The 13,741-nt window shown below is 36.3% G+C and carries 12 protein-coding genes and 1 riboswitch; of the genes, 3 read left to right on the top strand and 9 right to left on the bottom strand.

Annotated features, from left to right (window positions below; translation table 11 throughout):
- Window positions 1-80: 80 nt before the first annotated feature.
- A riboswitch (SAM riboswitch) is annotated at window positions 81-190 on the bottom strand.
- Window positions 191-287: 97 nt separating this feature from the next.
- The 4 genes from LG296_RS10005 to LG296_RS10020 all read right to left on the bottom strand — a co-directional run bounded on the left by LG296_RS10005 (window position 288) and on the right by LG296_RS10020 (window position 6,899).
- Window positions 288-1,055 carry a hypothetical protein gene (locus LG296_RS10005; protein ID WP_107933468.1) on the bottom strand — a complete coding sequence of 256 codons (768 nt, stop codon included), beginning with the start codon at window positions 1,053-1,055 and terminating at the stop codon, window positions 288-290.
- Window positions 1,056-1,064: 9 nt separating this feature from the next.
- A complete protein-coding gene (locus tag LG296_RS10010; RefSeq protein WP_107933466.1) occupies window positions 1,065-4,850 on the bottom strand; it encodes an ATP-binding protein in 3,786 nt (1,261 codons plus the stop codon).
- A gap of 615 nt (window positions 4,851-5,465) precedes the next feature.
- The gene (locus LG296_RS10015) at window positions 5,466-5,891 is read right to left on the bottom strand and encodes a thioesterase family protein (RefSeq protein WP_107933464.1); all 426 of its coding nucleotides are present in this window, start codon (window positions 5,889-5,891) and stop codon (window positions 5,466-5,468) included.
- Between the two features lie 864 nt (window positions 5,892-6,755).
- Window positions 6,756-6,899, bottom strand: a complete 144-nt coding sequence (locus tag LG296_RS10020) for a hypothetical protein (protein WP_181417977.1) — start codon at window positions 6,897-6,899, stop codon at window positions 6,756-6,758.
- A 258-nt stretch (window positions 6,900-7,157) separates the two neighbouring features.
- Between LG296_RS10020 and LG296_RS10025 the strand changes: the two genes are divergently transcribed.
- Window positions 7,158-7,532: a nucleotide excision repair endonuclease gene (locus LG296_RS10025; RefSeq protein WP_107933460.1), complete on the top strand. Its 375-nt coding sequence runs from the start codon at window positions 7,158-7,160 to the stop codon at window positions 7,530-7,532.
- A gap of 50 nt (window positions 7,533-7,582) precedes the next feature.
- Here the strand turns inward: LG296_RS10025 and LG296_RS10030 are convergent, their stop codons facing one another.
- From LG296_RS10030 to LG296_RS10040, 3 genes are all read right to left on the bottom strand, one after another.
- Window positions 7,583-8,161, bottom strand: coding sequence for a hypothetical protein (locus tag LG296_RS10030; protein WP_107933458.1), 579 nt, complete (start codon window positions 8,159-8,161; stop codon window positions 7,583-7,585).
- Between the two features lie 116 nt (window positions 8,162-8,277).
- Window positions 8,278-9,723, bottom strand: a complete 1,446-nt coding sequence (panF, locus tag LG296_RS10035; RefSeq protein WP_181417979.1) for a sodium/pantothenate symporter — start codon at window positions 9,721-9,723, stop codon at window positions 8,278-8,280.
- Window positions 9,723-9,986 (bottom strand): YhdT family protein, encoded by a 264-nt coding sequence (locus LG296_RS10040; protein ID WP_107933454.1) that lies wholly within the window; start codon window positions 9,984-9,986, stop codon window positions 9,723-9,725. The genes panF and LG296_RS10040 overlap by 1 nt, the downstream gene beginning before the upstream one ends.
- 274 nt (window positions 9,987-10,260) lie before the next feature.
- On the opposite strand from LG296_RS10040, the gene LG296_RS10045 reads away from it, so the two are divergent.
- Both LG296_RS10045 and LG296_RS10050 read left to right on the top strand, forming a co-directional pair.
- Complete coding sequence (locus LG296_RS10045; protein WP_107933452.1) at window positions 10,261-10,725, top strand: hypothetical protein; 465 nt, start codon at window positions 10,261-10,263, stop codon at window positions 10,723-10,725.
- Window positions 10,713-11,006, top strand: a complete 294-nt coding sequence (locus tag LG296_RS10050; protein ID WP_107933450.1) for a YxcD family protein — start codon at window positions 10,713-10,715, stop codon at window positions 11,004-11,006. The genes LG296_RS10045 and LG296_RS10050 overlap by 13 nt, the downstream gene beginning before the upstream one ends.
- 47 nt (window positions 11,007-11,053) lie before the next feature.
- Here LG296_RS10050 and LG296_RS10055 read toward each other — a convergent pair whose 3' ends face one another.
- Together LG296_RS10055 and LG296_RS10060 are read right to left on the bottom strand one after the other, a co-directional pair.
- Window positions 11,054-11,320: a hypothetical protein gene (locus tag LG296_RS10055; RefSeq protein WP_107933448.1), complete on the bottom strand. Its 267-nt coding sequence runs from the start codon at window positions 11,318-11,320 to the stop codon at window positions 11,054-11,056.
- 180 nt (window positions 11,321-11,500) lie between these two features.
- Window positions 11,501-13,702, bottom strand: a complete 2,202-nt coding sequence (locus tag LG296_RS10060) for a 5'-nucleotidase C-terminal domain-containing protein (RefSeq protein ID WP_181417976.1) — start codon at window positions 13,700-13,702, stop codon at window positions 11,501-11,503.
- Between the last annotated feature and the right edge of the window lie 39 nt (window positions 13,703-13,741).

Below are 13,741 nucleotides of genomic sequence, written 5' to 3' on the forward strand. Positions count from 1 at the left end.
ATGCCAAATTCACTCTATTTTGGACAATAAAAAACCTCTCATTCCAGCGTGAGAATGAGAGGGTATAATCGATACGCGCACTCTTATCTCCCAAGACAAATATGCCTTGCTGGAATTAGCACCTTTCTAACGATGTTAGAGGTTGCTGAAGCTTCATCGGGCCATTTCCCTCTGCTTCTCTTGATAAGATAGATGAAATTAAACTAATACTAACATGGATTATAAATATTTGCAATATTCGATATTTCTATTAATTTGAATTTAAAATATATAATCGAAATCACTTGCTATTTCTGAGCTAATTTATCACGCCAGGTTGATTTTTCATTTTCCCCAATGAGCTGCTCCAGTTGCTCGTCCCATTTATCCAATAATGTATTCCAAACACGTGAAGTAAACAAATCCTTCTCTACCTCATACAGCAAAAATTCGATACAGGGTACGTCATTTACCTGAACATCCTCGACTGAATCAATCGAAGTGATGAAGAGCTTGTTTTCCTCAGTGTCATCATTATCTTCATTGATGGCTTGTAGCTCTTGAATCACTAATTTATCTTCTAATGTAGGCTCATTTTGCTGAATCTGATATCGGAAAATTTGCTCCGGAAAGTCCTCAAATTCAAGCACCTCCTCAAGATCGCCATTTAAAAAACTATTATGTGTCGGGCTGTATAAAAGCTCCGTTGCGGTTTCATCCTGTTCTTCTTCAAAGACGCCATTGGCAAATTGCTTCTGCCCTTTCTCCGTTAGCTGATAAAAGGATTCAACTTTTGCAATCAATCCTGTTTTTTGCATTTTAGATAATAAATCTTCTACAAAAAGCTGCTCTACAAGGAGAATTTCACTGATTTGCTCGGCACTTTCAAATTGAGTATCCTTCAATGATAGAAACAGCATCTTCATAAGAATATCCATTTTTGTACGAACAACGGGCTTATACGTAACATTTAAAGTATGAACAGGAACACACCAAGTGTCAGCTTGGAGGATGGATGCTTTTGAATTTTTTGTAAGCTCTGACTCAAGTGATTGTTGCAAGGATTGTATTTCCATAGCTCCTCCTTATGAAATAAAGCTTTCAATTGTATTTCGATAACCCTCTTGAGATTTCACTGTATTTAACAACGTTTTATACATTTTACGAGTTTCTTCTTTTTTCGGACGGTTGACGAACATTTCTGTACTACCGATTAATACCAATAATTCTCTTGCACGAGATAAGGCAACGTTTAAGCGACGATAATCCTTGGCAAACCCAATATCCCCGTGTTTGTTGTCATTATTCCGGACCATGCTTACCAATATCACGTCCATCTCCATCCCCTGGAATTTATCGACTGAACCAGTTCGGATATGTAGATGCGGCAGACTTAGCTCCTGTTCAATAAGTCGGTTAATGCGTTTGACCTGTGCTGCATAGAAGCTAATCACTCCAACAGATTTTAATTCGTCTTGTAGGATTAGTCCTTCAGCTTTAGCTTTTGCCGTAGCCTCATTTAAATCAAGTAACATATTTCGAATAACATTGATTTCGGACTCATTTAGTAAACTAGAGCCACCCTTCATGCGCTCCTCAAAGAATTCCTGTTTGTTCGGGATGTCCACCCATAGCAGGTGTTCATTTCGATTAATGAATGAACTCTGTAATTTGTGATCGCGTAAAGCATCTGAATCAGGAAGACCACATTGTAATGAATCATTTTCATATTCATAGAATGGGGAAATTGTTTTCATGATGTTTTCATGCATACGGTATTGAATCGCCAGCATTTTCTTATTAGAAGCTGGAAGATTTTTGTATAAGCGTTCAAATAGAGATTCCTCAAGAAGCTTTTCTAATTCGCGTTTCTCCTCAAAGGTATCGCTTTCCTTAATAACCGTTTCCAGTGTTTCTTCGAAGGTATCATCACCTATTAATGGAGGAAGCTGATGATGGTCCCCAACAAGTACAACTTTTTTTCCTTTAAGCATTGGTAGTAAAAGCTCAGGAGGCGTTGCTTTTGATACCTCATCGATAATAACCACATCGAATATCGGATAGTTCTCCATAAACTCTTTATTTGCTGAAGCGACACAGGTTGTCCCAATAACATTTGCATGTTTTACATAAAGCTTACGAATCTCGTCCAAGTCATGCTCTGTTGCCTGTTCAAGCAGTGCCTTCCATTGAAGCTGCATGTTCTGTGCTACTGGCAGCATTTCGATTTTTTTATGCAATTTTTGGACTTGTTGCTTTGTTTCTTCGGATTTTTCCTTGGTTTTTTCCAATTCAAGCTCTGGATTTTGCTTAGTGATTTTTTCTAGTAGCTCACTTTCTTTTTCAAGCTGAATACCTTTTGCATTGTATTCCTTTAATTGGGCGATATACTCCTTTAAAACTGCTTCACCATTTGTAATTTGTTCTTGCACACTTTGTAGCTCTTCTTGCTTTTTCGACAGTTGAGTTTTAAGACCATCGATTTTTTCTTTGTTTTGCTCAAGCTCTATTATTTCTTTTTCCAGAACTTCACGCACAGTTTGTATCTCAGCAGCAGATGGAATGGACTCAAGTTCTTGTTTTGTAAAATCAAATGCTTGTAGCTGAGCCTTATATTGAGATTTTCTAGCTAGTAGATTTTCTTCCTTCGTTTTTAATGAAAGCATCGAGCCCTCATCAATTCCGCCCTGCTGCATCATTTGATCCACTATGTCTTCTTTTATTTTGTTGAATACCAATAGTGATTCATCGATTAAAGCACGATAACGAAGAGCGATTTGATTTATAGCAAGCTTTCTTAGGAAAAGTCCTTGGATGGAACGTACTCCATTGTCTTTATTAATCTTCTTTTGTGCAAACGCACGACTTAACTTTGTTAAAAATTCATCAATCTCTTGGAGCGAATAATGATGAGTTGTCGGCAACTCGGGCATTTGTACATGAATAGCGAGCGTTGTTTGGCTAAAATCAATGGCTTTTTCTAAGCGGCTTGATATTTCATTCAGTGATTTGTAGCCAAGTAGCTGCTCATGAATTTTCTCCATGTCAGAAAATAGGCGATTTAAGACATATCCCCTACGAATTTCATGCTTCTCTATAAACGACTCGACATCTTGTACTTTTTTTAAGGCCTGTACCTCTTGAATTGTTGAATCCATTGAGCTAGATCTGTCTTCAAAGCTTTTACTTTGTTTTCTAGCTTCTTCTAAATGGGCTTCGATTTTTTCAAGCTCTGATTTTACTTGAGTATATTCCAGCATTCGATTACTTTTTTGAATGTTGGATTTTGCTTTTTGAACCTGTTCATCGATTGTCGAAGCAGAACCGATAGCTTTTAGGCTTTCCTTCATTTCATTAATTCGTGTAGAGATTTTAGTGCGTGACTCTATAAGCTTTTCTAGCGTTTCTTCCGTTTTTTCACGCTCTTTTTTTAGTGGAATGATTTGTTTTTTTAGCTGAGTGATTTCTTCAGAGATGACCGCTAATTTTTCCTTAGCAGCTTCTTTTAGTTTGATTTCCTCTAGCAATTTAATTTCTATTTCTTTTAAGTCAGCAATATCTGTTTCAGCATTCGAGATTCCATCCTTTAACTGCTGTTCCTTTGATTTATGCCCCTCGATTTCCTTTGTGATTGCTTCATAGGTCTGCTTTTTCCAGTACTCTGAAACATTTTCCTCTATGAATTTTTTACCCTCTTCTTCGATACTCTCAGTACGTCCATAACGAAGAATTCGAATATCTTTATTGTTCAATAAACGGCTTAATGCATTATCAACGGCCAAGTTCGATTGAGACGCAATTAAAGTTTTGAGTCCCGCTTTGGCATTTTGATAGCAAATCTCTGAAATTACAGTAGTTTTCCCTGTACCAGGGGGACCCTGTATAACATAAAGATCTTCTGCTGAAATAGCACCAGCAACCGCAGCCCTTTGATATTCATTTAAATTGTTGTGGAATTCAATCTCTACATCAGTTTTTCGTTCACTGATCTTTGGCGTATCCTCAAATAGAATATTTTCAAGATTCGGGTTTGCCGCTAAGCCTTCTTTTAGTCGTTCAAAGCCCTTTAATAGACGATTTAGCTGTGATTTAGTGGAAGCATTACTAAAGGTGATATGTTCAGTTGCGAAATCAAAGTCATTAGAGCGTGCAAGCTTTGCTACTTTGGGATTTAGCTCAATTTCAACTGTTCGGTCCTGTTTATGAGCCTTAACAACCTCCCCAATTTCTCGCTGGAAGCCTTTAACATAAGCACTTAAACCCTTTAACTGCTTCCATTCCTTTTCTTCAATTCCGTTGCAGCGTAAAGTGACCTTGGAATAGTCGGAGCTATATTGGATCGAGCTAAAGGTCGCATCAATATCATCAATCGAAGCATTTTTGTATTGAACCTTTAAATACCCCTCCCAGCTGGAAATACGTTTGTTGATAAAGTCAAAACGTTCCTTTGCAACTGGTAATTCCGCAATTGTCGAAATAAATTCTTTTGGATATGTATGGCCATTGATGCGCGATGGCACAAGTCGAATCTTCATTCGTTGGCGGCGATTGGTTGCAACAGGTGTGTTTTTCCCTCGTGTTCGGAAGCTTTTAGCAACTAAACCGTTCTTAAGGTCAAAAGCGCAGTCCATAATGACAACCCGCTCGTCAAATTTCTTTTTAAGCTTTTCATTTCGTTGGTTATCAAAGTAAAGGGTTAAGGATAAGGAAGTCTCTTCGACAGATTGCTTCTCTATATATATATCAAATGGGTTTTGTAGCTTAAAGAAGGAGTGCTCATCCTGAAAGTGTTGTTTAATGGCATCTCGAGCAGTATTCGTTAGGACGATAAAGCATTTTACCGTCTCAATTGTCTCCATTTTTTGCACCATGACTACACCCCTCCCTTTCGATTCGAATTTTACAGATAAACTTAATTATAACAAGATTCTTTCCGTCTTGGTAGCTTGACACGAAATGTTTGAAAGTTGTTAAAACTGTTTGGGGAATGGCGTGGCGTTATGAGGCGGCAATAGCGTGGAGATTGCTGGTGGAATGGGGTGCATTCTGGATATGAAGTAGATTTTGGAGTGAGTTTTCTGGGGGCTGGCGTTTATTAATGTTGTGAAGTGCAGCTTGGTGTGAATTTGCTCGTTTGGTACAGTTCATTTTTGTTATGAAGTGCATCTTGATGCGAATTTGTATGCGCCATGTAGTTCATTCTTGTTATGAAGTGCATCCCGTATCGAATTTACTCTCGTTATGCAGTTCATCCACCTTATGAAGTGCATCCTTAATCCAATTTGCTCTCGCGATGCAGTTCATCCACCTTATGAAGTGCATCCTTAATCCAATTTGCTCTCACCATGCAGTTCATCCACCTCATGAAATGCATCCACAAGCGAATATGCTCTCGCGATGCAGTTCATCGACTTCAATGTATGAAAACTAGCCGACCAACACATATAAAAAAGACTAGCAATAAATGCTAGCCTTGCGAAAAATTTTTATGCGTTATTGTGTGCGATTTCTAGATATTTTGCATCCCATTCCGGATCTACTTTGCCTAATGGATATGGGCGGAAGTTATCTTTTTTAACTAAAGTATGTAATGAAGTTGCTGTGGCTGCAACGGAACCATCCTCGTGCAAAATTTCGTAGCCGTAAACTGTTTTTAATTTCGTATGGGATTCTACCCATGTTTTCACGGTAGCCACCTGCCCATAACGCATGGCCTTTTTATATTGAATAGACAAATCTAATACTGGTGAAATATAGCCTTGCTCCTCTAGCCCCGCATAGTTAAACCCAGCATCCTTCACTAGCTGTGTTCGACCAATCTCCATCCACACCAGGTAATTCGAATGGTACACTACGCCCATCTGATCTGTTTCTGCATACCGAATCTCAATTTGTTTTTCACTAACAAACATTTCTCTCACCTCGTATTTATTATAACTTAATAATTTTTGAATAGTAGTATATTAACCTGATGAAGTTGGATTATAAACATGCTAAGAACATATTCAGCGCGTTTTTTATAAACAAAGAAAGTAGTGTAATGACTGAAAATTCACAAATCATATACCTATTACAATCAATATAATGATAAAATATATAGTGCAAAAACATTTAATAGAAAGGTGTGTACAGATGAGGTATTATTTTGATTTTCTTTTGGCAATATTATTAACTGCCCTATCTTACTTCATTGGAAGCTTTCTAATCAGCAATGGCCTATCCGTTTTTCTGGCACTTATAATTGGTATTTCTGTAGTCTCATTAGGCGCAATTACCGAGTCGCTAAGAGCCCCGATGTGGTTGATTATTCTAGTACCCTTCCCAGTAGGAATGGTATTGCTCTACTTATTATTGGATGAACCTCTTCTTACCTGGCTTATAACTTACTTTATAACACTCGCTATTTATACAATAATTCACGTTTTCATGAGCTTCATTTTTAAATTCCATTCTTTGATTCCGGCATGGAAATTATCAAATTAACGATTTTATAAAAGTGAAGTCCATTAGAGGTTCTTTTGAGTAGAGAAGTCATAAAAAGAAGAGAGATACTTTGAACAGGAATACGAAGTTTCAATTAGAGCTTGTCTCAATTTAAACCAACTATACTTTTAAGTACATTACTTTTTAATATGAATATGAACATCACAATCCTTATGTATAACAAAAATAGGATACACAATACTGCGTACCCTAAATGATTAAAAATAACTAATACAAGTGAAGAAGAATGGTGAAGCGACTGCGTATATAAACACAATCGCGACCGTTTTACCTTATCTCACAACTCGAAGAAAATAAGGTAATCTATGCCACTTTTCGTAGCCCTGTTTTAAAATCATGGCACCTTTTGATTTTTCCTCAGCAATTTTCTTTTGTAGTACTTCTTTGGTTGTTGTTCTGATTAATTTTGTATTCAAAATTTCTTCATTCCTTCCAGCTCCAGGTTTACCTTAATAATTACTTACCCTGAAAAACCAGATTACAATCATTACAAAAAAATTTTGAGTGTCGATTGCTCATCTTTCTGTAGGAGCTCTATTTTTCATTTATAACCGCTCTATTTGTTGTCAATAATAAATAGAGAGTAAAAACGATTGATTATTGTTTCCTTTATAGCAATTCATTGGTATTTGTGGTAGCATGGAAATCTATTCATAATAAGGACGTGAACTATTTTGATTAAAATTGAATTACCAAAACCAGATGTTATCATCTATCAGCGTGAACAAGTGTTAAAGGATGGAGATGTTCCGATTACACCTTACCATGGTTTTATTGATTTCCATAAAATCACTCGTGACAAAGGTGGATTTTTCCTATTCTATAACAAAGCAAATGAAGTACTATTTGTAGGCAAGGCTCGTAAAATTCGTCAACGCATCAAAAAACACTTCGAAGATACCGTTTCACCAATGAAAAACCATCGAAACGAAATTTATAAAATTGAAGTTTATGAAATTGATGATGCAATGGAACGTGAAATTTACGAAACATATGCGATTAACAGCCTTCGTGCTAAATATAACGTCGATAAAGTATTTTTCGAATAAAAAAAAGCTGATTGGGAGTTATTACTACCTCCTTCAATCAGCTTTTTTATTTAAAATTCTAAAAGTTGCCCTACTTGTTTAAAGTCCTCTAAAATTAAATCCTTATTTCTTATTACATCCGCAAACCATGGATCGATCGGTTTGGTGAATTGTTCCTCTAACTCTTCTTTTTGATTTAACGTAAAAACAAGATAGTCAATCATTTTCGTTCTTTGTTCATAAAACTTAACACGTTGGTGGAAATCTTTATTTACCTGAATGTTAAATAGTTCTCCAAGTCTAACAATCCCAGCATTAACGTGCTGCTCTGCATATAGAGATGAGCCCACAATTGCTAGTTTTTCGTTAAAGGTTAATGGCATTTGCTTGAAATATGTTTTCATTAACTCCCCTGTGTGCTTCGCAATTATCTCTAGTTTCTTTTTTTGGTCTTGAGATACAGTTTTTGTTTCTTCCACTACTGGGAGGATTGTGTAGGCGTCATCAAGTAGAGCTTTGGCTATGTCATAGCGTTCTTGATTATATGGTTCTCCTACACGTTCTAATATCGTTTCTGCAACAAACACTCTCTGTAAGTAGCCTGTCAGTAAAATGATTCCATTATATTGAGCTTTAATATCCTTTGCCATTTTTGAAACGACCCCTTTCTCCATCATTCATTACGGATCATTTCATCTAAGAAAGTCCTATCTGTATTACTAAGACCTTAACATACCTTAGAAGAAAACAAAATATTTAATTTATATCAAAATTTAGTTGGATTATAGCTAGATTTAGATTGTGTGCCTAAACTCACTAAAACAAATGTGATTAAGGATGCAATAATTGGAAGCGTTACTGTGTGCATCCCAAAAACGTTTGGAGCCAATCGATAAATGGCGATGTACATTACTAAACCGACAACCATCGATGAGATTGCACCGTACTTATTCGCTTTGCTCCAATAAAGACCAAATACTACTGCCCATAAAAATGCCGATTCTAAACCACCAAAGGCAAATAGATTGAGCATGATTAATAACTCTGGTGGATTCAATGAAAATAACACTACTGCAAGTCCAATAATTGTTGTAACCCAAAAGCTTCTATTTTTAATTTGCTTGTCTGTCGCCTGAGGGTTGATGAAATTAAGATAGACGTCTTTTACGACAGTAGAACTTACAAGCATAAGTAAAGCGTTTACCGTTGACATTATGGCTGCCATTGGAGCGGCTAGAACTATCCCAGCAAGAACAGGTGGTAGAACCTCTAAAGTCAGTGTCGGCATGACTTTGTCTGCAATTTCTATACCCGGTGTTACCGGACGAGCCAGTACTCCAATTAAGTGCATGCCAAACATGATTGTCCCTATACCAAATGTGCCAATAAGAATTGCTCGGTGTAAGCTTTTTGAATCCTTATAGCTCATAGCTCGAACTGCAATTTGAGGTAAACCGATAACACCTAGCCCTATCAAAATCCAGAAGGTAGATACATACAAAGGTGTAAGAGAGCCATCTGAACCAAAAGGTGATAGCATCTGAGGGTTTTCTTTTAAAAGAGAGCCCATAATATTATCAATTCCCCCACCTGCAAGAATTGTTCCAATTAATAATACGATTGTTCCGATAATCATGATTGTCCCTTGTAAGGCATCTGTTAAAGCGACTGCTCTAAAGCCGCCAATAACCACATAAACAAGTACAGTTACAGCAAAAATTAGTAAAGCCACCGTGTAATTTAAACCTGTTAGCGACTCAATAAGCCTTGCTCCCCCAACCCATTGTGCGGTCATCGAAGCAAATAGGAACACAATAATACTGATGGCGGAAATAAACACCACTATATTACTGTCATAGCGTTTTTTTAAGAAGTCGATAAGCGTAATTGCTTCATAACGACGTGAGATTATAGCGAATTTCTTACCAAGAATCATTAGTACAAAGTAACCTGCTGGAAGTTGTGCCATGGCTAGTAGCACCCACCCAAGCCCTAAATTATAGGAAACACCAGGACCTCCTATAAAGCTTGATGCACTTCCGTAAGTTGCCATCATTGTCATAGCAAGCAGGAAGCCACCCATTTCACGGCCACCTAAGAAGTATTCCTGTAGAAACGAGCTTGAATTACGCACCTGTTTGTTTGCCCAAAAGCCTATTGCAAAAATAATGATTAAAAAGACAAAAAGAGGAATTATAACTTGCCAATGAATCATGCTTTATCCTCCTCGTCATGGAATGAGACGTCCTTGAAAAGGACTTTGATCGCTATCCAAATTAAAATAATCATAAAAATCGTACCGGCAATACAGCTATAAAAAAACCATGCCGGGAATCCCCAAATGAAATCATATTCTTTCGGGTCGCCTTCACCTAATCCGTAAGCAAATCCAAACCAAATAGCAAAATTTATGATAACAAGAGCTACGCCTATTAAGGCTTCTCGATTTGCAATTTTAAAACGTGCATCCTTCAATGTATTCATTCCTTTCAATAATTTGATGCTAGATATATTTACTTTTCTATCATACTTTTTCATCTACAAAAATGGAAGAATTACTATTAGTTGGTCTATATTAGAATAATTGACCTTGTATAGAATAAGTACAGATGATTCAAAATATATCGAATAAACTTCTCGGATTACTATTCGATGTCAAATATTTTTTATATTATTTATATTTTGATATAATTGTAGAGTAAAAGCACAATCAGAATTTGTGTTTATAAGGATGGAGGAAATATAGTAAATGAAAAAGCTTTCTGCAATTTTTATTGCCATCACTTTAGCGTTCTCAAGTGTTGGTACAGTTATCCCTTTTTTAGACCATGTAGAAACGGCCGAAGCAAAGTCGTACAAATCAGGTAAAAAAAGCTATAACACTAACCCAGGAACAAATAATAATGTTCAAAATAATGATTCTGGTACAAATTCAACTGTTAATAAATCAAATACAACAACAAATAACAAATCAACTGCTACACAATCTAAAGGTGGATTTTCTAGTGGTGGTCTGATGAAAGGCCTATTTATCGGGGGTCTAGCTGGATTACTCTTCGGTAGTCTTTTCTCTGATATGGGACTTATCGGGAATATTTTAGGCTTTGCCATCAATGCAGCTGCCATTATTTTAATCGTATTCATTTGTATGAAAATTTATCAAATGATGAAACGTAAAAATAATAAAGAGGTAACGGACAGTTGGAAAAAATAACATTATCTGAACAAGAGGTTATCAATGCACTGTGTTATTTCCATGCAAAATTTAAAAAAGTTCAGCCAACCGATGTTGAAGTGGAGTTAATGTATGATGATATGGCAGGTTTTACTGCAGAAGCTTATTTGAATGGTCAAATGGACTTTTATAACACAGTAAACTTTATCACTGCGATACGACTTTATCTTGATGAGAAATTAAATCGAGATTCCATTTCGGCTAGAATTATGCTTGAACTTCATGATGATGCAGGAATTATTGCCAATATTGAATGGTAAAAAAAGAGGTATCACAGCTAGTGTGGTACCTCTCTTTATGTTTAAATTTATAATTCTGATTTGTCGAGGTTTATTGTTTTCATAACCTTTGTACGTCGGTCCTTCAAATGATAATATTTGATATTACCATTGATCAGTTCAACAAAAAACTCAATCTCTGCATGCTTATAGATTGGCCACTGCGCAAGCGCTAATAGGCCCTGTGGTGGAGGAACTTGTTCTAAACAATCTAAGATTCTAGGATTATTGAAGTTTAAGTAAAAATAATGCCCCTCACGAAACTTCGCTAAAATACTATATCTATTATTATCCATAATTCCTCCTGTAAGTATTTAGACTAAGCCTATATGATAATTACTATTTTATTAATTGTAAGTAATTATTTCAACTAAAACTTATAAATTTTTACAAGATTATTATAAATAGAGTTATTCTCAATGAAAAAGACCCAATATACAACTAAGCTAGTTGTATATCGGATCCTTTACGTCCAATTATTTTGCTACGTCTACAATACGCCCTTCAACTGTAGGTGTGATTGTACCGATTGATTCTAAATGCTCTTTGAAGTTTTCCCAGTCAGAAAGACCTAAGTCAGTCATACGCCCTTCTCCATAAGCTTTTTCAAGAGCTTTAAATCCGTCTCCACCTTTACCAGTGAATGCGTTAGTTGCGATTGTATACGTTTTAGCATCTTCTACCAGTACTTCTTTACCAGATGCATCAGTGTAAGAAATACTTACAACACGTTCTCCAGCGGGCTTAGAAGAGTCAAATTGAACTTTTACTCCCTTAGATACGTGTAAGAATCCACCGTTTTCGTTTGGATATACACCAACACTTGTTTCAAACGTCTCTTTTAACTCAGTTCCAGTAACATCCATAATCGCTAGTGTGTTCATGAATGGAAGTACTTTGATAACTTCCTCAACTGTGATAGCGCCAGCATCGATTGAAGCACGGATACCTCCACCATTTTGCACGGCCATGATTACTTCTTTGTCAGTAAATTGCTGAGCTTTTGTAACCATTCCATCAGTAATTAAGTTACCTAAAGCCGTTTCATTTTTGCGAACACTTAGTTGTTCAGTATTACCTTCATCAGTTATACGAGGGCTTACTAAAGCTTCAGATGCTGTTGCTTTGATTTCAGCTCCCCCAACCTTAGTAACTTGCTCCTTATAAGGCTTTAACAGTTCAAGTGCACCTTGATCATCAGCATATTTACCTAAATCAAGTAATCCACCTTTATATGCTACAACGACACCTTTGTCATTAAATGTTACATCAAGTGTTCCTAAGAAGTCACTTGCATTTTTAGCTTGAACGATTAATGTAGTATCTTTAGCAACACCTGTTGTATTAGCATTTACAACATATGGCGCTTTCAATTCTGTATGAGAGTGACCACCGATAATTACGTCAATTCCATTAACAGATTGAGCTAAGATAATATCGTTATCAATTGCTGGATTATCATCAAAACCTAAGTGAGATAGCGCAATAATTTTATCTACGCCTTTATCTTCGAAGGCTTTAACAGCTTTTTCAGCTTCTTCAATGTAGTTTTTGAAAGCAATACTTCCAGGTGAAGAAATATCAGCAGTTTCGGCAGTCGTTAAGCCAAAGATTCCTACCTTCTCACCGTTTATTTCTTTAATAATACCGTTATAAATCTTACCGTTTTCAGGCTCACTAGAGATTAAGTCTGAGAACAATCCAGTGAATTTCGCATCTGCAGAGAAATCAACGTTTGAGCTAACAAATGGGAAATCAGCTATTTTGATGAAGTCTACTAATGCTTGATGTCCTTCAGGTGTAGAACCAGCATCAAACTCATGGTTACCAAATGTCATTGCATCGTATTTCATGTAGTTCATGAATGCGATATCTGCTTGACCTTTAAGTTCATTGTAGTAAAGAGTTCCTGTATTTGCATCTCCTGCATCCAGTAATAATGCATCTGGATTTTTAGTACGGAATTCCTTAACAGCTGTTGCACGCTTAGGCGCCTTTTCAACAGCACTATGTGTATCGTTACTATGCATAATTGATAAATTAAATGTTGAATCATATACTTCTAATGCACGGTAAAGGAATGAAGCAGCTTGTCCACGAGTTACATTGTTACCAGGATCGAAAGTTGTATCCGTAGTACCGACAGTGATACCAAAGTCATATAAAGCTTTAATTTGTTCTTCATATAACGTTACATCTTTAAATGGTAGTGCTTCACTATTTTTTGGAACTAGTTTTAGAGCAGATGCAATCATTACTGCTAAATGCGCACGCGAAATTTTTTCGTTAGGTTTAAAAGTATTATCTTCATAACCATTAATATATTTTGCTTCTTTTAAAGCAGCAATAGCAGCATAATGATCGTGTGATTTAGAAACATCTGTAAACCCAGGATCTTTAGGGTTTTCTGTTTTTAAATTAAGAATATTAGCTAAAATTGTTGCAACTTGTCCACGAGTAACATGGCTTCGTGATTTGTATGTACCATCTGGATAGCCGTTAATAATACCTAAGTCTGCTAACTTTAAAATAGATTCATAGTGGGAGTCAGAAGATGTTACATCCGTAAATGGACCTGCAGCTTGAGTTTGTAATGGTGTAACCATCACAACAGATGAAGCTAATGCTGCAGTTGTTGCTGAAGCGATAAAGATTTTGCTACTTTTCGAAAATTTCATTTAAATAAAACCTCCAACAAAATATATTTTTTTAAAATT

The organism is Ureibacillus chungkukjangi, from assembly GCF_044795995.1.
GTDB classification, from domain to species: domain Bacteria; phylum Bacillota; class Bacilli; order Bacillales_A; family Planococcaceae; genus Ureibacillus; species Ureibacillus chungkukjangi.